This is a genomic window from Bacteroidota bacterium (genome assembly GCA_016714535.1).
Lineage (GTDB): Bacteria > Bacteroidota > Bacteroidia > AKYH767-A > OLB10 > JADKFV01.
In genome coordinates, this window is the sequence record JADKDR010000002.1 from 118,648 (window position 1) to 141,438 (window position 22,791).

The 22,791-nt window shown below is 41.5% G+C and carries 16 protein-coding genes; 12 read left to right on the plus strand and 4 right to left on the minus strand.

Annotation, left to right across the window (positions count from 1 at the left end; genetic code table 11):
• Positions 1-183: 183 nt before the first annotated feature.
• A complete protein-coding gene (locus IPO27_03750; GenBank protein MBK8845710.1) occupies positions 184-2,604 on the plus strand; it encodes a choice-of-anchor B family protein in 2,421 nt (806 codons plus the stop codon).
• A 50-nt stretch (positions 2,605-2,654) separates the two neighbouring features.
• Here IPO27_03750 and IPO27_03755 read toward each other — a convergent pair whose 3' ends face one another.
• Positions 2,655-5,270 (minus strand): lamin tail domain-containing protein, encoded by a 2,616-nt coding sequence (locus tag IPO27_03755; GenBank protein MBK8845711.1) that lies wholly within the window; start codon positions 5,268-5,270, stop codon positions 2,655-2,657.
• A gap of 325 nt (positions 5,271-5,595) precedes the next feature.
• Here IPO27_03755 and IPO27_03760 point away from each other — a divergent pair, with 325 nt between their 5' ends.
• On the plus strand, positions 5,596-6,480 hold the full coding sequence (locus IPO27_03760; protein MBK8845712.1) for a hypothetical protein: 885 nt from the start codon (positions 5,596-5,598) through the stop codon (positions 6,478-6,480).
• A 37-nt stretch (positions 6,481-6,517) separates the two neighbouring features.
• On the opposite strand, the gene prfB is transcribed toward IPO27_03760, so the two are convergent.
• Positions 6,518-7,595, minus strand: a protein-coding gene (gene prfB, locus IPO27_03765) for a peptide chain release factor 2 (protein ID MBK8845713.1) whose coding sequence is annotated in 2 segments (ribosomal slippage) — positions 6,518-7,534 and positions 7,536-7,595 — 1,077 coding nt in all. Because the reading frame shifts where the segments join, the coding sequence is not laid out codon by codon here.
• A 100-nt stretch (positions 7,596-7,695) separates the two neighbouring features.
• Here prfB and IPO27_03770 point away from each other — a divergent pair.
• From IPO27_03770 to IPO27_03815, 10 genes are all read left to right on the plus strand, one after another.
• On the plus strand, positions 7,696-8,214 hold the full coding sequence (locus tag IPO27_03770; protein MBK8845714.1) for a TlpA family protein disulfide reductase: 519 nt from the start codon (positions 7,696-7,698) through the stop codon (positions 8,212-8,214).
• 12 nt (positions 8,215-8,226) lie between these two features.
• Positions 8,227-8,862, plus strand: coding sequence for a thioredoxin family protein (locus tag IPO27_03775; GenBank protein ID MBK8845715.1), 636 nt, complete (start codon positions 8,227-8,229; stop codon positions 8,860-8,862).
• A 101-nt stretch (positions 8,863-8,963) separates the two neighbouring features.
• Positions 8,964-10,592, plus strand: coding sequence for a hypothetical protein (locus IPO27_03780; protein MBK8845716.1), 1,629 nt, complete (start codon positions 8,964-8,966; stop codon positions 10,590-10,592).
• Positions 10,593-10,617: 25 nt separating this feature from the next.
• On the plus strand, positions 10,618-11,436 hold the full coding sequence (locus IPO27_03785) for an Omp28 family outer membrane lipoprotein (GenBank protein MBK8845717.1): 819 nt from the start codon (positions 10,618-10,620) through the stop codon (positions 11,434-11,436).
• Positions 11,437-11,456: 20 nt separating this feature from the next.
• Positions 11,457-11,954, plus strand: a complete 498-nt coding sequence (locus IPO27_03790) for a YkgJ family cysteine cluster protein (GenBank protein MBK8845718.1) — start codon at positions 11,457-11,459, stop codon at positions 11,952-11,954.
• A 6-nt stretch (positions 11,955-11,960) separates the two neighbouring features.
• The gene (locus IPO27_03795) at positions 11,961-12,437 is read left to right on the plus strand and encodes a nuclear transport factor 2 family protein (GenBank protein MBK8845719.1); all 477 of its coding nucleotides are present in this window, start codon (positions 11,961-11,963) and stop codon (positions 12,435-12,437) included.
• Positions 12,438-12,511: 74 nt separating this feature from the next.
• Positions 12,512-13,039 (plus strand): 3-hydroxyanthranilate 3,4-dioxygenase, encoded by a 528-nt coding sequence (locus IPO27_03800; GenBank protein MBK8845720.1) that lies wholly within the window; start codon positions 12,512-12,514, stop codon positions 13,037-13,039.
• A 22-nt stretch (positions 13,040-13,061) separates the two neighbouring features.
• Complete coding sequence (locus IPO27_03805) at positions 13,062-14,072, plus strand: amidohydrolase (protein ID MBK8845721.1); 1,011 nt, start codon at positions 13,062-13,064, stop codon at positions 14,070-14,072.
• A 451-nt stretch (positions 14,073-14,523) separates the two neighbouring features.
• A complete protein-coding gene (locus IPO27_03810; GenBank protein ID MBK8845722.1) occupies positions 14,524-16,332 on the plus strand; it encodes a hypothetical protein in 1,809 nt (602 codons plus the stop codon).
• The gene (locus IPO27_03815; GenBank protein MBK8845723.1) at positions 16,329-17,981 is read left to right on the plus strand and encodes a T9SS type A sorting domain-containing protein; all 1,653 of its coding nucleotides are present in this window, start codon (positions 16,329-16,331) and stop codon (positions 17,979-17,981) included. The genes IPO27_03810 and IPO27_03815 overlap by 4 nt, the downstream gene beginning before the upstream one ends.
• A 1,222-nt stretch (positions 17,982-19,203) precedes the next feature.
• On the opposite strand, the gene IPO27_03820 is transcribed toward IPO27_03815, so the two are convergent.
• Positions 19,204-19,617 carry a hypothetical protein gene (locus IPO27_03820; GenBank protein ID MBK8845724.1) on the minus strand — a complete coding sequence of 138 codons (414 nt, stop codon included), beginning with the start codon at positions 19,615-19,617 and terminating at the stop codon, positions 19,204-19,206.
• Between the two features lie 97 nt (positions 19,618-19,714).
• Positions 19,715-22,708: a GH92 family glycosyl hydrolase gene (locus IPO27_03825; protein MBK8845725.1), complete on the minus strand. Its 2,994-nt coding sequence runs from the start codon at positions 22,706-22,708 to the stop codon at positions 19,715-19,717.
• Positions 22,709-22,791: the final 83 nt, after the last annotated feature.

The following is a 22,791-nucleotide window of genomic DNA, read 5'->3' on the forward strand; positions in this document are numbered from 1 at the left end:
TTTTGGCCTGCAAAAGTAAGCCAATATTAGTTAGCTTTCAAACATATATGCGGTTTCTTTTGTTTCGATGATGTAACTCTCATTTTACAAAATATTTTGCTGGTTTAGTGGTCAACGGAAAATGTTTTGTAAAAATTTCTGCACTTTTGATTTCCAAAATTTCAAATTTTAAAAATCAATACTATGTCAAAAAAATGCCTGCTCACCATAATTGGGCTATGGTTGAGTTTTCAACTTCACGCACAATTGAACACTGCCTTTCAGTCACAATTAACATTTCCGGGCAAAACACTTGCTAACTTATGGGGCTACACTGACTCGCTTAATCGTGAGTTTGCCTTAGTGGGTACCACTACAGGTATGTCAATTGTAAATGTTACTAATCCAACCACACCGGTACTTCTTTTTAATATTTCCGGTGTAAATTCGCAATGGCGCGAAGTAAAAACGCATGGTAAATATGCCTATGTAACTACCGAAGGGGGAGGAGGTTTGCAAATAGTAAACTTATCATACCTGCCCGATAGTGCGCCTAGTAAGCTTTGGACAGGTAATGGCGCCATTGCCGGACTTTCGCGTATCCACGCACTCCATATAGATAATGGATTTGTCTATTTGTATGGTTGCCGAGACACAGTCGGTTCTAATCTTTTTAATGGTGCGGCTCTTATTTGTTCATTGAGCGATCCATGGAATCCAAATTTTGTTGGCCATACAAGTACCGGAGTGAGCACAACGGTTGATTATATTCATGACGGAGAAGTGGTTGATAATAAATTTTATGGAGGTCATATTTATGCTGGCAAGTTCTCTATTTACGATGTAACCAATAAAGCTGCTCCCGTACTAATTAATAAACAAACCACCCCTAATGCTTTTTGTCATAATACCTGGACAAACAATGCCCGCACCGTTTTATTTACTACCGATGAGGTAAGTAACTCGTATCTGGGTTCTTATAATATTAGTGACCCCAATAATATTGTCTTCCTTGATAAAATTCAATCGCAAAATCCGGGGTCCGGGTCTATTATACATAATACCTATCAGTTGAATGATTACTGTATAACATCTTACTATCGCGATGGATTTACGATTGTAGATGTTACGCGCCCTTCCAATATGATATTAACCGGATGGTACGATACATCGCCACTTTCAGGTAATGGTTTTAATGGAGCCTGGGGGGTTTATCCGTATTTCCCATCCGGAAATATTGCGGTAAGCGATATGGAGAATGGGCTGTTTATGATAGCCCCTACCTACACAAGAGGTTGCTATCTTGAAGGTATTGTAACTGATACCCTAACAGGGCTATCCATTGCGGGTGCCACGGTGCAGATAGTAAGTACTACTGCTTCAGATGTGAGTGTAGCATCAGGGGAATACAAAACCGGTTTGGCAGCAGCCGGAACGTATAGTGTTATAGTTACAAAGGCAGGATATGAAACCAAAACAATAAACAATGTTGTTCTTACAAATGGGGTACTTACTACTTTGAATGTACAGCTAAGCACACCAAAGATTAGTATCAGCGGCACGGTATATAGTGCTACAGGCTTGCCCATTAGCGCAGCGACAGTTAGAATTGAAAGTGCTACAGCAGGAAGTTTTTCAGCCTTATGTAACAGCAGTGGCCAATGGACAATTAATAGTGTGTATCAAGCTAATTATAGTTTTTATGCCGGTAAATGGGGAAGCATTACTAAATGTGTGCCTGCTACTTTTAATACCATAAATACTACACGAACCGATACCCTTGGTGTTGGCTTTTATGACGACTTTACTTTTGTTACCAGTTGGAAACCTAGCAACAACGCTAAACGTGGTAAATGGGTGCGTGCCAAGCCTATTGGAACTACATATCTGAATCCCAATGATGCTAATCCGGCAAGCGATTATTTTGACGATTTTACTAATTGGTGCTATGTAACCGGAAATAACGGGGGTTCTTACAATTTTGATGATGTTGATAACGGGTATGTAAATCTAAATTCTCCGGCTTTTAATCTTAGTACGTATACCGAGCCGTATATCAATTATGCACGTTGGGTTTTTATTGAGCCCGGTAGCAACGATAGTGTACTTTTCAGGTTGACCAAGTCGGGAGTTACCGTAAATATGGAAACCTTTACTGCGGCTAGCTCCGGGCAATCGGTATGGCAATACGTAAGTCTTAGGGTGAAAGATTATTTTGGCTCCTTAGGCTCTATGCGGTTTAGTGTATATGCTCGCGACAATGCACCTGAACATGCCATTGAATCAGCGCTGGATAAATTTTCGATTACCGAGGGCCCTTCACCGGGAATTGCCAATCCCAACTACAATGTAAGTCGACTTTCAAATGGTGCAGCCTATGCAGGAGATGTTTTTCCTAATCCTGCAAACAACATGCTAAATATTCGTATAACCGGAGAAATTGATACAGATAATCCTGTAACCATTACCATATATGATGTTAACGGAAAAGTGCTTTTACAAAGAAATGGCGAACAAGCTAAAACAGTTATCAGAATAGCTGTAGAATCATTATCTGCCGGATTGTATATGGTTAGAGTTGCTTCAGGCGAAAAGGTGTTTACCTCCAGGTTTATGAAACAATAAATACTGACTATAAAAAATTAAGCCCCGACATGCCGGGGCTTTTTTATTGATTAAAACTTTCCTCCAAGAACAAACGCGTTTTTAAAGTACTCCACCTTTCCATTTGTCCTAAACACTTCGGTATATAGAACATATATACCCATGGTTGCTTTTTCATTATTTAAATCGGTGCCATCCCAGCTGAGGGTTCCGTTGTTTCCTATTAATTTATTTTCAAGAAGATTAATTACAGGAATTCCATTGCTATTGTATATCGTCATGTTCAAGGTTTGCCCTGTTTCTTCAAATTGATACGTAATATTTAGTACATCATTGTAACCATCATTGTCAGGCGAAAAAATTTCGGGATAGGTAATAATGTTTTGCGAAGAAAGCTGAACATCGCTGCGTTGCGAATTTGTATAGCCAGGCGTTGCATAGCGCACATTGGATGCTGCCGAATGCCAGTTTGTGCTGTCGTTGCTTGGTCGTGTGTAACTAAGGCGCTCAAGCGATACACCTTCAACATCACTTAACAACGAGTAATGAAATTTATCGCTGTAATAAATGCTGTCCAACATTTGCAATTGTAAATTATAGATAATGCAAATTCCTTCGTCATCATTGTAAGTAGGCAAATCGGGAATTAAACTAATGTGAGCACCGGCAGGTGGTTGATAGTACTGTGCAGTAGACGTGGGGTTTTCTGTAATACATAAATGTTCATTGGGGAAAATACTTCTTCTTTCGGTGCTAATTTGAGAAATTGAAACTACAAGAGGCGTATCTGTTCTGGCATTGGCAATATACAAACTACTCAAGTCAATAACCTTGTTTGAGTTATTATAGAGCTCTACAAAATCAACATAATCCGGTGCGGGGTTAAATAAAATTTCATTAATAACAAGGTCTCCGTTGGTTGCATTTTCCGGAACTCCTACACGTACGTTGGCCGAAAGCAAAGGCTTGCCGGGGCAATCAGTTAGGTTTGAAAAACTAATGTAATAAATAATGCCGGGCTGAAACGCCTGCGAAAATTTTAATGTTACCAAAGTGTATATCGGGTTCGTATTTATCAAAGCTATCGGTGCTCCTATGCCTTGACTGCATTGATAGTTTGATAACTGTGTTAGTGTAGATGCTGACATTGGTTTTTTAAAAAATATTTCAACCATGTCGGGGGTTATTATTCGGGCATAATCAACAAGTGGTATTTCTGGGTCTGTAAAGGTGCCATCGACTGAGTTTAGTTGCCCTGGGGTTCCCCCTGACAAAGAATTGCTTGCCCTCCAGTTATTCTTATCGATGCATAGATATTCACGGTCGATACGTTCGAGCGAGTATCCTCCCTGGCCTTTAACCGGATCCTGATACCAGGTATCAGCATACGTTACCGAGTTGATGATGTTGCCCGAGTTATCAGCAACCGAAATTTTATCTCCTGAGTTGTTTAGCGAGGGCATGTTGCTTACTCCTATTACATTACTGGTAATGCCAATAAACAAGTTAGTCAAGGTAGAAGAGCAAACTATAACATGCGAATCGGGCAATAAGATGTAATTGCTCATCGGGCCGCTGCTGCTACTCAAATCGCTAAGGATGAAGTCTTGTAAATTCAGCGTTTTGTTCGAACGATTTGTTAACTCCACATATTCTGCATTTGGCAATCCGGGACTTCCTTCAGGGTCAGCCATAATCTCGCTGATTATGATATCATCGTTCGAAACAAGCACCGGATAGCTGTATACAAAGTTAGTATTGGCCGCAACCATCGTATTACCAGCCAGATCAGTTATTCCTGATACAGAAAGTATATGGTTATAGTTATTTACAAATTTATTATTGAATTGCAAATGCACCAGCGCTTTATTTCCATTATCGAGCAAAGCCACCGTAGGTGAGCCTATGCCATTATCCACCAAGAAGTTGCTAATAACCTGGGAGGTATTTGCATTAAGCGCTTCGCTAAAAAGCACATCAAGATTTAACGAATCAAGGGCTGTAGCAGAAACTAAAGTGGGGGGCGTAAGATCCACAATGATTGGGCCAGCGTACACATCATCGAAGTAATGCTTATTGAAAAAACTTGAGGTGGATTGCTTTGTAACGATGCCCATATATGAACATGTAAGGTAGGTGTTGTCTGTTACACTGCCTTCGGCAACAAGCGAATTGCCTGTGCCGGTAATGTCACTCTGCAACACAAACAGGCCGGCAGCATCGCGGGTTATTTTTAGCAAAATAGTATTATCGGTACCACCTGCTTCGCTTCGTCCATCAGTGCCATCTATTAGCAGGGTTGCAGCGGAGCCATCTTTTCTATAAAGGCAGATTTCATCCTTGGTATTGCCAACGCGTACATAGTATCCATTTATGCTGCCTAGCAAATCCTGGTTGTCTGCTATTATGTAAAAGTCAACATAATTAGTGCTTGATGTTTGAAATTTTAGGTTCATCCACAAACGCCATTCCGAATTGCTTGATGTTGCCGAAGTGGTAGCAAGATAAAAGGACTTGTTGGTGGTTTGACAATTGCTTTGCAGCATCTGGTTGGTAACAGTGTATAAACTATCATCGCCAAGCCAGGTAGGATTTGAAGTAAAGTTTCCATCGCTAAAGTCATCACTTACTTGCGCATGAACTAATTGGCCAATAAAAATAAATAGAATTAAAATTTTCTTTTGCATTCTCTTGCTATTTGGGGCTACAAGGTAAAAATTAATTAGGTGCCTTTTTAAGATTTTTGATTTTGAATTTTTATGCTAGTTTTTTCTGAACACGGCAAGTATAAATGGATATGTGGAGCGAGGCTGGTTTCATACAAATATGTTTTGGCATACAAAAATCTTTGATTCTGTTAAAGATCACACCACGCACTTGCAGTCATGAGGGCACATAGTCAGGCAATAAAAGTTGATTCCGGTTTTTCATTCAATTTTCAATATGATAATGTGCGTAAATAGGGTTACCCTATATTCGATTATATTAAAACGAAACTAATTTTGCATCATCATGACACGAAATAAATTATGGATTAGTTGCCTAAGCGTGGTTATAGGCCAGGCAGTATTTGCCCAAAAAAAAATGGGCGATGTTAATGTGGGCCGCCCAAGCCGCTGGTCGGTTGGACTTATGGGAAGTGCCGACTGGCAAGGACGTTTTTTTAAAGCAGAGCGAAAAGAAAGCTTTGATGCTTACGGTGTGGCAGATAATGAAGCACAAAATAAGGTACTTCGCAATTTGCTTAAAGCAAATGAATTTGCTGGATTTTCGTATAGCGGGGGATTGCATTTTCAATACGATCTTAGTAAGCGATGGTTTGCGCGGTTAGGAGTTTACTATTCAAACAAACCAATAAGAACGCGAAACCTTGTAAGCACTGCCGCCATACTTCCGGGGCATATTGCGATTCCCGCCACCGGCACAAAAACAAATTATCCGTTTATAGAAGTGCCGCTTACCTTTCATTACATGCTCAACCGGCCTTACGACAAAAATAAAAAAGGAACCTGTTATACCGACTACTCGCAATACAACCGTAAGAAGCCATTGTTTTATGTATTCATAGGTCCCGCATTTGCAACTAACCTAAGGCAATATGATTATCGTGCAAGAGTATTTGCTGATACTAATCTTGAAACTAACACGGTATATGTTAATCCCCTTACCATCTATCACGCAGGTGTGCACGGTGGTGTTGGTCTGCTAAAGTATTTAAACAAAAGGTTGTTTCTAACAGTTGATTTAGCTGGCAGATATTTGCCGGCCCGATGGTATGCCAAAACATTTAAGAATAATATTGACCCTGTAACTAAAGAGGCTACAGCTGTAAGTTATCATGTAGTTGAAAAACCGTGGAGTGCAGGATTGCAATTAGGTATCAATTACCATTTTTGATAGAAGTGAATATTACTATATTGAATAGACAGCCCAATTAAAATTCCATCAAATAGGCTTTGATAAATTCATTAATGTCGCCATCCATTACTGCCTGCACATTGCTTGTTTCTGTGCCTGTGCGCAAGTCTTTTACCATTTTGTAAGGATGAAAAACATAACTGCGTATTTGGCTTCCCCATTCTACACGCTTTTTAGTTGCTTCAGTATTTGCGCGCGCTTCATTCTTTTTGCGCAATTCAAGCTCATATAGTTGGCTTTTTAGCATTTTCATAGCACGCTCGCGATTGGCACTTTGTGAGCGCTCTACCTGGCACACCACAACAATACCCGAAGGCAAATGCTTTATCTGTACTTTAGTTTCTACTTTATTTACATTTTGACCCCCGGCTCCTCCGCTTCGGGCAAATTGCATTTCGATGTCACTGTCTTTTATTTCAATATTGATATGATCATCAATAATGGGATAGGCATAGACGGAAGCAAACGAAGTGTGACGCTTGGCATTCGAATCAAACGGGGAAATACGAACCAGGCGGTGTACTCCATTTTCGCTTTTTAAATAACCGTAAGCATAATTACCTTCAAATTCGAGCACAGCACTTTTTATACCGGCACCATCGCCCCATTGCTTATCAACCTCGGTTACTTTATAGCCATTTCGCTCACCCCACCTGATGTACATGCGCATCAACATTTCGGCCCAGTCCTGACTTTCGGTTCCACCGGCACCTGAATTAATTTCTAAAATGGCACCGCAAATATCTTCTTCGGCACTAAGCATGTTTTTAAATTCGAGATCTTCCACCAATACCATTGACTCGCGATAGTGTTTTTCCACTTCTTCTTCAGTGGCGCCCCCTTCATTATAAAAGTCGTTAAGCACGCATAGGTCATCTACCGATGCTTCAGTTTTTTTAAAACTTTCAGTCCACAATTTGGTTTGCGAAATTCCTTTCAGGATTTTTTCGGCAGATTTTGGGTCATCCCAAAATCCATCGGCATGCGTAAGTTTTTCTTGCTCTGTAATAAAAGCTATTTTACTTTCGATGTCAAAGATGCCTCCTTAACGCATCCTTACGCCCAACAATATTTTTTAATTCTTCAGCATTCATAGTGGGTGCGAAAATAGTTATTTTTAAACTTGTAATTTTTTTTGATGTAAATAATTTTCGAATTCATACTTTCAACTATTATATTTTGTTTTTTTGTGAAATGCGCATTTTTTCTTTGAAAGAATATTTAATAACCATGATGGTTTTGAGCAGCTTCATTTTGGCATGTATCAAGGCACAGTCTCAATCAGTTCCTATTATTAAGTTTCATTCCCTTAATTCTATTTTGCAATCAACTGCCGATACCACTTATGTTATCAACTTTTGGGCAACCTGGTGCAAGCCATGTGTGGCAGAGCTTCCTGCTTTTGTTGCTTTGGACCATGCGTATAAAAATAAAAATGTAAAAGTGATTTTGGTAAGTCTGGATTTTAAAAGACAATACGAAGAGCGGCTTTTGCCATTTGTAAAAAACAAGCATATCGCACCTTTGGTGATGCTGCTTGACGAGCCCGATTACAACAGTTGGATTGATAAAGTTGATTCCACATGGAGCGGGGCAATTCCGGCATCTTTAATTATAAATGGTAAAAAGGGCATTCGTAAATTTTATGAAAAAGAATTTACCTTTGACGAATTAAAAAAAGAAGTTGAACAAGTCTGCAACACGCAGAAGTAAAAAATTAAACAAATGATAAAAAAAACATTTCTCCTGTTAACCATGGCAGTATGCATAGGCGTATTTCCCTCGTTGTCGCAAACTGCAGGCACCGGTTACAAAGTTGGTGACAACGTCACCGACTTTAAATTAGCAAATATCGATGGATCAAACTTTGCATTTGCGTCAATACCTGATGCTAAAGGCTACATTGTCATTTTTACGTGCAACCACTGTCCATTCTCCATTGCGTACGAAAAAAGAATTATTGCCCTCAACGAAAAGTATGCTTCGCAAGGCTATCCGGTTATTGCTATTAATAGTAATGATCCTGCCATAGTTCCTGATGATAGTTTTGAAAAAATGCAAGAACATGCAGCTGAGGTTGGTTTTAATTTTCCCTATGTTTTTGATGAAACGCAGGAAGTTGCTAAAAGATTTGGCGCTACCCGCACGCCACATGTTTTTATACTAAGCAAAAGCGATATAGCCTTAAAGGTTGAGTACATAGGAGCAATAGATGACAATACAGACAATCCGGAAGCTGCAACAAAGCATTATGTAGCAGAAGCCGTTGACGAGCTACTTGCGGGATCTAAAGTAACAACCAATTTCACCAAAGCAGTAGGCTGTACCATTAAATGGAAGAAAACAGCAGAACAGAAATAACCTTCTTATAGAGCGCCACTGGTGCTCTTTTTTTTGCATTAATTTCATCGACAATAGATTATTAAAGTACATTCGCATAGCAAAAAAAACTCGTAAAATTTATGAATCCTTTTTTTACAATGCGAATTTGTGCGTTGATGACTTTCGTTGCAACTCTTACAAATGCACAACTTAATCTACCTTCTGGTATACATGGCAATTTTCAAACCGATGCTCAATATTATTATGTTGATACTGCAATTGGGGCGCCTGTTGTTGCCGAAAAATTATTGAACAATGGTTTTGCCAACATCAATTACATTAACGGAAATTTTAGCTGTGGCCTCCGGTATGAGTCTTACTTGAATGTACTGCAGGGGTTTAATCCAAGATTTAAAGGAAATGGAATTATGTATCGCTATGCTAATTATACAACCGATGACCTTGAAGTTACACTAGGAAGTTTTTATGAGCAGTTTGGCAATGGACTTGTGTTGCGTGCTTACGAAGAGCGAGGATTGGGGTATGACAATGCCTTGGATGGCTTGCGCCTCAAGTATAAGATTGCGACCGGAGTAACTGCCAAAGCATTTATTGGAAAACAGCGTGCTTACTTCGACTATGGGCCGGGTATTGTTAGAGGGGCTGATGGAGAGGTTGACTTCAACGAGATTTTTCCAAAGCTAAATGACAAACAATTGCAATTTACCATAGGCGGAAGTTTTGTAAGCAAGTTTCAGAAGGACGCTGACCCTGTTTACAAACTACCGGAAAATGTAGGCACCTATGCCGGGCGTGTCAACTTTGGCTTTAAAGACTTTACGTTTAATGCAGAGTATGCTCATAAAATAAATGACCCTTCGGTAGTAAACAATTTTATTTATAAGCAAGGCGATGCTTTGTATACCGTACTAGGATATAGCACTAAGGGACTTGGTGTAAATTTATCGCTTAAGCGAGTAGATAATATGGACTATCGTAGCGATCGTAGCGAAACAATTCAAACGTTGCTTATCAATTTTTTACCAACTATATCACGTCAATACACCTATCGCCTTGTAACCCTGTATCCTTATGCAACGCAAACTATGGGCGAAATGGGAGGCATGCTCGAGCTATTTTACACCTTCAAGCCCAAGTCATTGTTTGGAGGCAAGTATGGGACATATTTAGCAGTAAATTCTTCGTATGTAAATAATATTGAGCAATCTCCCGATACAAATGGATTTGGATATAACAGCGATTTTTTGGGAATTGGAAAGCAACATTTTTACAGTGATGTCAATGTTGAATTAACCAAAAAGCTTTCGCCTAGGATTAAGATGACACTTAATTACGTTTACATTGAGTACAATAAGGATGTGCTGGAAGGAAAAAACATCTATGGAATTATTTACTCACACTCAGGAGTTGTAGATCTAACTTATAAAATAAATAATAAGCAAAGTATTCGTACTGAACTACAGCATCTTTATACCAAGCAGGACTTTGGTAGCTGGGGTATGGCATTACTTGAGTATAGTTACGCTCCTCAATGGATAGTTAGCGCCTTTACCGAGTATAATTATGGCAACTATGATAAGAGCAAACGCTTTTTTTATCCAAATATATTGCTTACCTATGTAAAAAATACGAACCGAATAGCGATAGGATATGGAAAACAACGAGCTGGTTTATTATGTGTAGGTGGGGTTTGCAGACAAGTTCCTGCTTCCAATGGATTTTCGTTATCGGTTTCAACAACATTCTAGAAAGTAATTTTAAAAAATACAAAAAATGAAACACATAGCATGGATAGTACTGGCAATTGCATTAAGTGGTTGCGATAAAATTGATCAGCCGTTTACAGAAACTCCAACTGGTGGAGGTGGCCCAAATCCGCAAACCTACATTCGTAAGGTATTGATTGAGGACTTTACAGGTGCCGCCTGTAAGAATTGTCCGGATGCTGCAAACACAGCAAAAAATATTCAAAAAAATTTGTATCCTGGTAAGGTTGTAGTGATGGCCATTCATTCAGGATTTTTTGCAGTGCCGGGAGGCCCTTTTCCTTACGACTTCCGCACACCTGAAGGCGAGCAACTTGCAACCGATTTTGGTGTGCAGGCATATCCAAATGGAATGGTTAATCGTTCAACCTTTGGGCTTGCAACTTCCGTAGTTGGTCATGGCGAATGGGCATCACGCACCGATTCGCTCTTAAAATTGCCTGCCGTAGCCACTATTAATATCGCAAATGCTTATAATGATGTGACCAGAGTAATTTCAACTACCATTACTACGAAAGCATTAACTGCATTAACAGGGACATTTAAACTTGCTACTTTTTATTTAGAAGATAGCCTTATTAAGCCACAACTAAATGGCAGCGTTTTGGACCCCAATTATGTACACATGCACGCGCTCAGGGGAGCATTTGCCGGAACATATGGCGAAACAGTTTTTAATAACGCTGCTGCTAACGACAGTATCATAAAGCCATATTCGCTTACAATTAAAGCAGATGCAGTGTCCAAAAATTGCATTGTTGTAGCCTATTTATACGATGATACAACAAAGGAAATAGTACAGGTAGAAGAAAAGCATTTTGACTAGGTTGACAATTTGTGTTGGGCATGATTTTTAATGAAAGGTATACAGTCCTGGTTAACAAAGCGCGTAAAGACAAAGCACTCAACCGAAAGTTTCTTGATAAGCTAAAAAAGCTTAAGCCTGCGAACCTTGATAGCCAATGTTCTAAATTGCACGATGAAGTTTTTCAACAAATTGATTGCCTGCAATGCGGCAATTGCTGTGCAATTGCCGGCCCTCGTTTGCTTGGCAAAGACATAGATAGAATGGCAAAAGGCATGAAGCTGCGCCCAGCAGAATTTACAACTACCTATGTACGTACAGATGAAGATGGTGACTATGTATTCAAACGCATGCCCTGTCCCATGTTAAAAGAGGATAATTATTGTTGTATTTATAACGACCGTCCCAACGCCTGTCGCGAATTTCCACACACCAATCAAAGCAAAATGCATAATAAACTGGAAATAACGTTTCAAAATACGATGATATGTCCGGCAGTTGCACTGGTAGTTGAAGGGTTGAGAAAAATTTACTTATAACCTAAAATGAACAAAAAAGCAAAAAACGTTATTCGAAATAGAATGATGCTAAAGTGTGGAATGCTTCATGTGTTTGTAACAGTAGGGGTATACGTTTTAACACCCTGCAAATTAATAGCCCAACCAAGGGAGGTAGCTACACGTGTTCATGACCTGCATATAGCCCTAATTACTAAAGATATAGAAAACCTCAATGTGCTTTTGCATGATAGCCTGTGCTATGGACATAGCAACGGATGGGAAGAGACGAAACAAGAACTAAAAAGTAACCTGCAAAATGGCAAGCTCAGTTATCTCAAAATTGAGGAAGAGCCTGTGCAAACAAGATACACAGGTAAGCAATGCCTTGCACGCTATAAAGCAGCATACAATGTGGTACTTGAAGGAAAGGAAATTTCGCTCCAATTATGGGTAGCACAAACGTGGATATACGAAAAACGAAAATGGAAATTGCTCATGAGGCAAAGTACTAAAATGCCTTAATCTCTTTGGAATTATTCCGTTGCAGGCACAGTAAAAAAACATTTTCTTTACCAATCATTTAAACCTTTAATAATATGGCAATAGCAGCACCTTTTAATTTGCAAAAATGGATTGATGAGCATCGTCACGAATTAAAACCTCCTGTAGGCAATCGCAATTTATATCATGATGCTGGAGACTACATAGTGATGATAGTAGCCGGTCCCAATGCCCGCAAAGATTTTCATTATAACGAAACCGAAGAGTTGTTTTATCAACTTGAAGGAGATATAACCGTTACCATACAGGAGGATGGCACAGCTGTGCCAATCACCATAAAAGAGGGAGAAATGTTTTTGCTGCCGGCCCGGGTGCCGCACAGCCCTTCTCGCCCCGCAGGTACCATCGGCTTAGTAATAGAATGTAAGCGCAAAGTTGCAGATACAGATGGCCTTGAGTGGTACTGCGAAAAGTGCAATGCTCCATTGCATCAATATCGTTTTCATCTGGATAATATAGAAAAGGACTTTTTCCCCCGTTTCAAAGAGTATTACTCAAATGATAAAATGCGCACATGTCATCAGTGTGGGCATGTAATGGAAGTGGATTCAAGATTTATTTAAAGCATAATCTTTGCAAAGCTATATGCTTAAAATAGATATACATACACACATCATACCTGAGCATGTACCCGACTATGCCAAAAAATTTTGCTATGGAGGCTTTGTACATTTGGAACATCATAAGCCTTGCTGCGCACGCATGATGATTGGCGATAAATTTTTTCGCGAGAGACAGGACAATTGCTGGAGCCCCGAAACACGCATGCATGAATGCGATGCACATGGAGTGCACGTGCAGGTACTTTCTACCATACCGGTTATGTTTAGTTATTGGGCACAGGCAAAGCATTGTCTCGAAGTGGCTTGTTTCTTAAACGACCACATTGCAGAAATTTGTAACGGTAACCCTACACGTTTTGTAGGACTTGGAACTATTCCCTTACAAGATCCTGAACTTGCTATAAAAGAGTTGCATCGTTGTATGCAAATGGGCATGCGAGGAGTGCAAATAGGATCGCACGTGAATGATTGGAATCTGAATGCACCCGAACTATTTCCTTTTTATGAAGAAGCAGAAAAATTAGGAGCCAGTATTTTTGTACATCCCTGGGAAATGATGGGGCAAGAAAAAATGCAGCGTTATTGGCTCCCTTGGCTAGTGGGTATGCCGGCCGAAACTTCTCTGGCTATCTGTTCTATGATTTTTGGAGGAGTGTTTGAAAAATTTCCAAACCTAAAAGTGGCCTTTGCTCATGGCGGAGGCTCTTTTCCTGCTACCATTGGCCGTATAGAGCATGGCTACCATTGCCGTCCCGATTTGGTTGCTATTGACAATGATATTAACCCGCGCAATTACTTAGGCAAGTTCTATTTGGATAGCTTGGTGCATGATCCAATGATGCTGCAATATCTGCTCAATTTATTCCCCGAAAACAAAATCGCACTTGGAAGCGACTATCCTTTTCCTCTTGGTGAAGATGTACCGGGAAAATTAATTGAAGAAATGAACCTTGCACATGCTACCAAAGAATGGTTGTTGCATAAATCAGCCTTAGAATGGTTGGGGATGCAAAAGGAGAGTTTTATGGTGTGAGTTGATTTTTTATCGACAGAAAAACTTGCTTGAGTAAAATTGCTTAATTAAAAAAACCTTTCCGATATTTAAAGAATACCCCTAGTTTCAATTTTAATTTTTGGCAGAAGTTATTTTAAAATATTACTTGCGTATCTCAAATTGTATAATTACATTTGCTATACAATTTTCTTCTTATACAATTTTCTTCTATTGTGGAAATGTATGTAAATTACATAGCAAAAATTTCTAACATCTTGCATCTTGCATCTTGCATCTTGCATCTTGCATCTTATAGCTTGTACCGGTCTCCATTTTATTGCATATCATAAAAATAAATTTCCCCTTAAAATAGGTACACATGAGTTATTATTAAAAATTTTACATCCACCCTAAATTCAAATAATTGATTAGCTAACTTCCTTAGAAGTGTTTGGTTACAAGAATTAAAAAAAATCTAAAATCAATTATTATGAATATAAAAATTAAAATATTTTCGATTTCAACACTGTTAATTGTTTTGACAAATCTAAATATAAAGGCACAAGTTTACAGAAATGCAATCGCAGCTGAAACAACCATTCCATCAATTAATAATGTTGTTAATACGGGATGCGATGTACGCAATGCTCCCGCTGGTGAAATTAATTCAGCATTCGTTTGGGATGGGCCAAATGCTTCTTTGCAAATATATGTTGAAAACTGCGCAGGTAGTGCTATTAATCTTACTGCAATGATTGCATTGCCTGTTGGGGCTACCGATCCGGATGTGGCAATATGTAATAATAATGCAGGTAGTGCAAACCCCATTTATGTTGTAGTGTATAACCTAAATGGAAATGCAGGAATTAAATTATACCAAAAAACTTATTTTGGTATTTGCACAGGCTTAGGTATTAATGATATTACAGGCAATCCTGTCTATGCCAATGCTGTTAACCTAATTACATCTTCAAATTCAAGTTCAACAATTAAAATTGACTGTAATAATTGGGGTCAATTAGCAATAGTGTGGGAAAGTAATGGCGTAATTAAAAGCATAGGAGGAGTATTTAATGCAGGGCCAAGCACAATTACATTTGCCACGGCTATATCTGATTTTCCAACATTTGGTTCGTTCCAATCAGCCACGCAACCTGATGTTTCTGTGTTTGGTCGAAACAATAATTTTAATGCAAATACAACCCTCAACTATACCTATGTAAGCAATACGGGTTCAATTGTATTACACTTGGTAAGATTTGCAAGCATTTATACCGCTCCCAATACTATAAATGTGCCTACACTTACCACATTTAGTGGCGCAGCACCTGGCTCTCCATTAGAAAGTGGGCAGTTTTATCAAACAGAAGCTGTTGAGGTAGATAATCTTGCCGGGACATGGAGTTACAGCTTACCGCGCATAGCAAGCAACCAAGGCGGTACAGGTAATAACGCTGACCAAAATGAATATACTGCTGTGTTTGAAGCTTTGGAAAACACCACAGGGTATAGTAATATTATTGGGGTGAGTTGTGTACTCGATAATGGATTAACTGGCACATTGGGCGATTATCAAATTCAGTCCAATTGCTATACGGATGGAAGTCAAGTAATTCATGCTACAGCGTTACCAACACAAATACAAGATGTTAATACCCAAACTCAGTACAACTATATGCCTGTAGTTACCTACAATAGGAAAAACACCAATATAATAATTGGCTGGAATATTGAATATGCTCCGCCTATGTACAATTTTCCTAATGTGAGTAGTTTGCCAATTGTTATTTATGCTTCTCCATTACAAGCTTGTTATTTCCCATCATATTCTCTTGGGTGGGTTGACCAACCAACCTGCATGGGAATAAATGCATTTGGGTATCAACTTAATTATCTTGGTGTTCCAACCACACCTTCTGCTTTCCAAAATGCACTGAGTGTATCAAGCAAGGGTATAAATACCAATATTACCTACATGTATTTTGATGGCATTAATGGCACTATTAAATACAAGGATGTAGGTTTTCAAGCACCAAATTTGAAAATGGAAAGTAATGAAAGTTCAGCAAATATTAGTATAGAGCCAACCTTAATACTTGATAGATGTAATATTAACTTGAGTGATGGGGTAGAGCATTTAACGTTATACAATATTCAAGGGGCTGTAATTAATACATTTACCTACATGCAAACAAGGGAGTTAGAATCTATAATTACTAAACTAACGCCCGGATTATATATGCTAAATGGTAAATTTGAAAGTGGCGTATTATTATCCACCAAATTTATCAAGCAATGAAAACTATAGTTAGCATAATAGGATTAATCTTATTTTGGCAAACTGGAGCAGCACAATGGTTTCAAATAACCAAACAAAGAAACATTGGAGCCGAGGGAAGTGGTATTGGTATGTTTAGCTACGATCAAATACACAGGTTGCCAAATGGCAACCTGTGTTTAACTACCTATGCAAATCAAGATACACTATATGATAAAATGATATGGGGTTATGGCGATGGCGATGCCTGGTATCTAGAAATGGATACAGCATTCAGTAGTGTGAAGCAATGGATAATTGGTGGGGATAAGGCTGATCGACTGCAGTATGCAATATTAACTTCTGACTCTTGTTTGCTAAGCTTATTTATGTCAATTAGTGATAGTGGGTATGATAAAAGCCAAAACAATAAAGGCGATAACGATTACTGGATAGTTAAAACAGATATTAATGGTAATAAATTGTGGGATATAACATTAGGTTCTGCTTACGAAGATGTACCCAATCGTATATATGAAACATCCGATAGCACCTATCTTGTATTGGGTAATTCGGCAACGCCTTTTCCATCAGGTGATGTAAGCGACAGCGCACAAAGCGATGCACCTTGGTTTGTAATACTTGATAAAAATGGAAACCTTATTAATGAATATCGAATACATCCTACCTTAACAATACCATACGCATTAAGTTATTTACCATTTAATTTATATGCAATTCATTTTAGGATTGCAGTAGGTGGGGCATGGACAAATAGTCCTGGGCAATTTGGAGCATTAGTATTAGAAAGTGATACAACTATTTTTGCTAGTTGGGGTAACATGTTTGTTGGTGGCCTTGGTGGAGGTTATGGTGGAGTAATTTACGATAATAAAACAGATAATTTTTACTATGCTCTGCATTTTGGAGTAGTTGATACGAATCAAAACTGCCATGAAATTTCAAGGGGAGGAGTTGATGGTATGGTATATAAAACAGACTGGCTTGGCAATATTATATGGACAAAACTCTATGGTAACGATTGCAGAGATTATCTTGCAGGAGTTATAGATTATAACGATACATTGCTTTTGGCCTATGGACAAACAAACTCGTCTGCAGGAAATGAAATTTCTTCTACAGTGCACGCCTATGATACTAATTGTACAATCTCAAGGCCTAATTTGTGGCTATTGCTAATTAATAAAAATAACCCACTTCAATATTTTGACACTATTTTTGGAGGAAACAGATCAGATGGATGTTGGACAAACTCGCTTACTCGCTATGACGATAGTACATTCTATTGGGTAACAGCGAGTTCATCAGATTCGTCTTTTGAAAAAACTACTCATAAGCATGACACTACACTAAATAAAAACGAATTGTGGTTGATAAAAATGATCATATCGCCTTATGCATTATCGGGTGCCGGTTGGCATACAGCTGAGGCAAGTGCACCGCCATTATTATATCCCAATCCGGCAACGGATATACTTAATGTAATGTTTGATTCCAAAAAACCGTACAAGCTTATAATACATAACATACAAGGAGCAACAGTACTAACCAGTAATTGCAGTGCCGGGCCTTGCAATATTTTTATCGGCAACTTGCCGCCTGCAATATATACATACACCGTTACAATGCAAGATGGTACTTCTTTTTATGGTAAATTTATTAAGAATTAATTTGTATTATTATTGCCTTTCAATTAGTCTTTGATTGTTATTTAAATCTAAATTGTACTAAATTGTTTGTGTTGCATAGGCGCATTTGAATAAAATAAAAGCGGGAGGCATTGCCTCCCGCTTTTATAATTTCCCAGTAATGTTTATTCGCGGGGGGGGGGGGGGGGGGGGCGCCCTGGGGGGGGGGGGGGGGGGGGGGCGCGGGGGGGGGGGGCCCCCGCGCCCGGCTGGGCGCCCCCGGCGGGGGGGGGGGGGGGGGGGGGAAGGGGCCCGGGGGTTCCGGGGGGGGGGGGGGGGGGGGGGGGGGGCGGGAGGGCGGGGGGCGGGGGGGGGGGGGGGGGGGGGGCCGGGGGGGGCGGGGCCGGCGGGGGGCGGGGGGGAGGGGCCGGGGGGGGGGGCCGGGCGGGGGGGGGGGGGGGGGGGGGGGGACGCGGCCAGGGGGGCGCCGGGCCCCCGGCCCGTGGGGGGGGGGGGGGGGGCGGGGGGGAGGGGGGGGGCGCGGGGGGGCGCCCCGCGGGGGGGGGGAAGGGGGGGGGGAAGGCCCGGGGGGGGGGGGGGCGCGGGGGGGGGCGGGGGGGGGGGGCCGGGGCGGCGCGCCCCCCCCTCCGCCCGCGGGGGGGGCCCCGGCCGCCGGCGGCGCCCCCGGGGCCCAGGGCCCCGGGGGGGGGGGGGGGGGGGGGGGGGCCGGGCGGGGGGGGCGGCCCCGGGGGGGGCGCCGGCCGCCGGGCGGGCCCCGGGAGGGGCGCCGCCCCCCCCCGCGCGCCCCCCGCGCGGCGCCGGGGGGCGGAGGGGGGAGGGCCCGGGCCCGGGCCGGAGGACGCGCGGGGCCCCCCCGGCCCGCGCGCCCGGGGGGGGGGGGGGGGGGGCGGCCGGGCCCCCCCGCCGGCCCCCCCCGGGGGGCGGCCCCCCGGCGGCCCGGGGGCGGCCCCGGGGGGGCGGGCCGGGGGGGGGGGGGGGGCGGCCGGCCGGCGCGCCGCCCCCCGGGGGGGGCGTCCAGGGCCGGCGCCCCCCCCCCCCCCCCCGGCCCGGGCCGCCCCCGCGGGGGCCGCGGGGGCGCGGGGGGGGGCCGGGGGGGGGCGGGGGGGGGGGGGGGGAGGGCGCCGGGGCCCCGGGCCGCGGGGGGGGGGCCCCCGGGGGGGCCCCGCCCGTCCCCCCCCGCCCCCCCCCCCCCCCCCCGCCCCCCCCCCCCCCCCCCGCCCCCTTGTATAGCTTTTCGATAAATTTACTTTGCCAGATTTTTTGATTTGGAATCAACTCTTGTTTTCTTGTTAATACGTGTATTTAAATACACATTTTTTCCATCTGGTCCTATATAATATTTTCCGCCTTTAGGACCGGTTAATATTTTTTCGCCATTACTTCCTGTAATTCCATTATTGGCATCGGCTAAGTACACTCGTTTGCCATCGGTATGGAAGTAATATAGGACTCCTTTGGGGCCTTGGTAAACTAATTCATTATTAGGCCCCTTCAGGTTTTTCAATAAAGGATCTGCTTCTTGTTTTGGTGTGGCTTGCAAGTCGCCTGCCCGCTGATTTTGGCGAACCTTTTTATCTAATACCGTTGGTGCTTGTGCCCCCGCTTGGATTGCAAATAATGTAAATACAAATAAAAATAAAAGTGTGAATAATCTCATCTAATAAAAAAATTTAAAAGTAAGAGGCAACTAATCACAAGAATGATGCAAAAAATTACAGAGAGGTACCTAAGTAACAAATTTCACCCAATTTTATTTATTTTATTTCAATTTCGTCAATAAAAAGCCACGAATTTTCGCCTTTACTCAGATGCCAGGATGGTAGTTTTCCAAAATTGGGGGCATTCACTTTAATAAATCTTCCAAAAATAGGGTTACCCGTAGTTTGAAATTTTACTACCGTTGGTACACTTATAGTATCTGGCAATTGATTTTGAATTTCCTCAAGCAGGGTAAAGTTACTACCATCTTGCGATACTTCATACGCAACTATTTTAGGTGCCATTATCCAGGGGCTTTGATCATGTAAAAAGGTAGCACTTACGCTGTGTATTGTATCAACCTTGCCGAGGTCGAGTATTGCTTCAAATTTTTTCCCAAAATATCCTTGCCAGTTACCTTTTCTAAATTCCTTGTCTCCATGTATGCCATCAATTAATGCCATATCTCCACCGCTGGTATATTGACTATCGTACTCACTCATTATTTTTATTTTTCGATTTTTATGCAACTCATTAAATTCACCTTTGATGGCTGCGCTAAAAGGGCCTTTAGTTGACTTGGCAAAAGCATTAACCTCGCAAGTTGTATCAATATAAAATGGCTTGGTGTACTTACGCGCCATGCGCATGCCGGGACGTTCGGTGGTCATGTAGTATAATTCAATATCTTTTTGTGGATGCGATATAGTAACCAGCATGCTATCAGTAAAGGTACGTGATGCTACTTCAAAAATTGGCACTTCAATAAACGTTGAGTCATTTGTTTCGCTGAATGGTCGGTTCCATACCGGCTTGGTAGCATCCATAGAGTCGCAGCGATTAAAGGTAAGTTGGCAGCCGTTTTTCACATCTTCGTACGTAATGTAACTACTGCCGTATATTTTCTTGTTTAGGGTAACTTTGTTCCAGTAAGGCGAAGCATCGCCTTTGGTATTTATTTCTATCTGCTCACCGTTTTCAAGATTTATAACAGCCTTATTTACCAAAGGAGAACCAAACACATATTGATTACTGCCGGGGCAAACAGGATACATACCCAAGGCGCTCCATACATACCAGGCACTCATTTGCCCGCAGTCTTCGTTACCGCATAAGCCGTCAGGCTGTGGGTTATACATCTCTTTACAAATGCGGTTTGTATAATATTGTGTTTTGTAAGATTGTCCAACATAATTAAACAGGTATGCCATGTGATGACTGGGCTCGTTGCCATGCGCATACTGCCCTATGAGGCCTGTAATATCAGCTTGTTGACGACCTTTTAATGCCATAGGTGCTGTAAATAAACTATCAAGTTTAGCTGCAAATGCTCCCACACCTCCATGCATTTTCATGAAATTCGTAATATCATGTGGTACATAAAAGTGGTATTGCCATGCATTGGCTTCGGTATAATAATTATTTACTTCCGAAGGAATAAATGGGGTATGCCATGAACCATTATCGCGCCCGCGAATAAACTTTGTTTTATAGTCAAACAAATTACGATAGCTTAGCGAGCGCTTGGTATATATAGGTGTGTCGCGCATGCTGTGCATGCGCTTGGCAAGTTGTGCAATGCACCAGTTATCGTAACTATATTCAAGGGTTTTGCTTACACTTTCGTGCTCAATAGCATTGCTTAAGTACAAATTGCTATTAAAAAAATAGCGGCCATACAGGGTAGTGTCAGCACTTTGTTTGGCTGCCGCTAATGCTTTGTTTATATCAAAACTTGTTACATCTTTAAAATACGCATCCACAATTACCGGCACCGAATGAAAGCCAATCATACAAAAGGTTTCGTTGCTCGACAGTTCCCATACAGGCAATAGTTTGCCTTCTTCATACTGATGCAAAAAGGTATTGATAAAGTCGCCTGTTCTTTTTTTGTCAATCAACGTAAGCAATGGGTGTAAGGCCCTGTAAGTATCCCACAAGCTAAAAACGGTATATAGATTATGCTGCTTGTCGGCATATACATTCATGTCGCGTCCACGATAGCTTCCATCAACATCGTTGTTTAAATTTGGATGTATCATGCAATGATAAAACGCTGTATAAAAGTTATTCATCACCTGTTGGTCTGCTTCAATTTCAATTTTACTCAGTTCAGTGTTCCAGGCTAGTGCGGCCTGTTCTTTTATTTTGTCAAAATTCCAAAGCGGGTTTTCAGTTTTTAAATTAAGCAAAGCCCCATTGCAACTTACACCTGAAATACCAACTTTAAACAAAACTTGTTTGTTGTTTTTGTTTTTAAAATACAAAGCAGCCTTTAAATTTTTCCCTTCAAGGCGATTTCCGTCCATAATAGAATCGTTTCGGTAAATGAAACTTTTATCGAATGGTTCAGAACTTATTAAGTAAAAATAAATGCGCTGATCGGTAGCCCATGATTTGCTATTGCGGTATCCACGTATAACCGTATCGTTAACGAGTTCAATCCACGAGTCAAGCACCTCATCGCGATGGGCAAGGTCTATCAAGATACCATTATTGTCCATAGCGTAGGTATAGCGGTGCATTCCAGTGCGCGGTGTTACTGTTAGCTCTGCTTTAATGTTATGCTTGTTTAATTGCACACTGTAATAGCCGGGAGTTGCCAATTCGGTGGCGTGATTGAACGAACTGGCATAAGCAGTATTAGGTATCTCATACTTCTGGCTAAAGGGCATAATAAGTATATCGCCATAATCAAGACAGCCTGTTCCACTAAGGTGCGTATGTGTAAAGCCATAGATCAAACTATCACTATGGTGGTAACCGCTGCAGCCATCCCAGCCATCAAGGCGTGTATCGGGTGATAATTGCACCATGCCAAATGGGTAAGCCGCACCCGGAAATGTATGCCCATGTCCTCCGGTACCAACCATAGGCATAACATATTGCGAAAAATTTCGAATCTTATATTCGGGTTTTTGACCTACACATGCCGAAAACCACAGTGCGCTTTGCAATAGGCACAACACTAACGCAATAAGTATGTTTTTCTTTAGTGAAAGGTGATATGCCTTATTTAAAAACATTCTGATAATAAATTGAAAGCGCATGAGAAAAAATTTTGTTGCAAATAAACCGAAAAATCCAGTAATCAATAGAGAACATGTGCATTATGCTCAGTTGTCATATAGCT

Coding starts and splice junctions, on each gene's coding strand:
- IPO27_03770 (MBK8845714.1), top strand. CDS start 7,696: ATGCGCATTTTTTCTTTGAAAGAATATTTAATAACCATGATGGTTTTG.
- IPO27_03800 (MBK8845720.1), top strand. CDS start 12,512: ATGGCAATAGCAGCACCTTTTAATTTGCAAAAATGGATTGATGAGCAT.
- IPO27_03810 (MBK8845722.1), top strand. CDS start 14,524: ATGAATATAAAAATTAAAATATTTTCGATTTCAACACTGTTAATTGTT.
- IPO27_03795 (MBK8845719.1), top strand. CDS start 11,961: ATGAACAAAAAAGCAAAAAACGTTATTCGAAATAGAATGATGCTAAAG.
- IPO27_03820 (MBK8845724.1), bottom strand. CDS start 19,617: ATGAGATTATTCACACTTTTATTTTTATTTGTATTTACATTATTTGCA.
- IPO27_03780 (MBK8845716.1), top strand. CDS start 8,964: ATGAATCCTTTTTTTACAATGCGAATTTGTGCGTTGATGACTTTCGTT.
- IPO27_03825 (MBK8845725.1), bottom strand. CDS start 22,708: ATGCGCTTTCAATTTATTATCAGAATGTTTTTAAATAAGGCATATCAC.
- IPO27_03755 (MBK8845711.1), bottom strand. CDS start 5,270: ATGCAAAAGAAAATTTTAATTCTATTTATTTTTATTGGCCAATTAGTT.
- IPO27_03790 (MBK8845718.1), top strand. CDS start 11,457: ATGATTTTTAATGAAAGGTATACAGTCCTGGTTAACAAAGCGCGTAAA.
- IPO27_03805 (MBK8845721.1), top strand. CDS start 13,062: ATGCTTAAAATAGATATACATACACACATCATACCTGAGCATGTACCC.
- IPO27_03750 (MBK8845710.1), top strand. CDS start 184: ATGTCAAAAAAATGCCTGCTCACCATAATTGGGCTATGGTTGAGTTTT.
- IPO27_03775 (MBK8845715.1), top strand. CDS start 8,227: ATGATAAAAAAAACATTTCTCCTGTTAACCATGGCAGTATGCATAGGC.
- IPO27_03785 (MBK8845717.1), top strand. CDS start 10,618: ATGAAACACATAGCATGGATAGTACTGGCAATTGCATTAAGTGGTTGC.
- IPO27_03760 (MBK8845712.1), top strand. CDS start 5,596: ATGACACGAAATAAATTATGGATTAGTTGCCTAAGCGTGGTTATAGGC.
- IPO27_03815 (MBK8845723.1), top strand. CDS start 16,329: ATGAAAACTATAGTTAGCATAATAGGATTAATCTTATTTTGGCAAACT.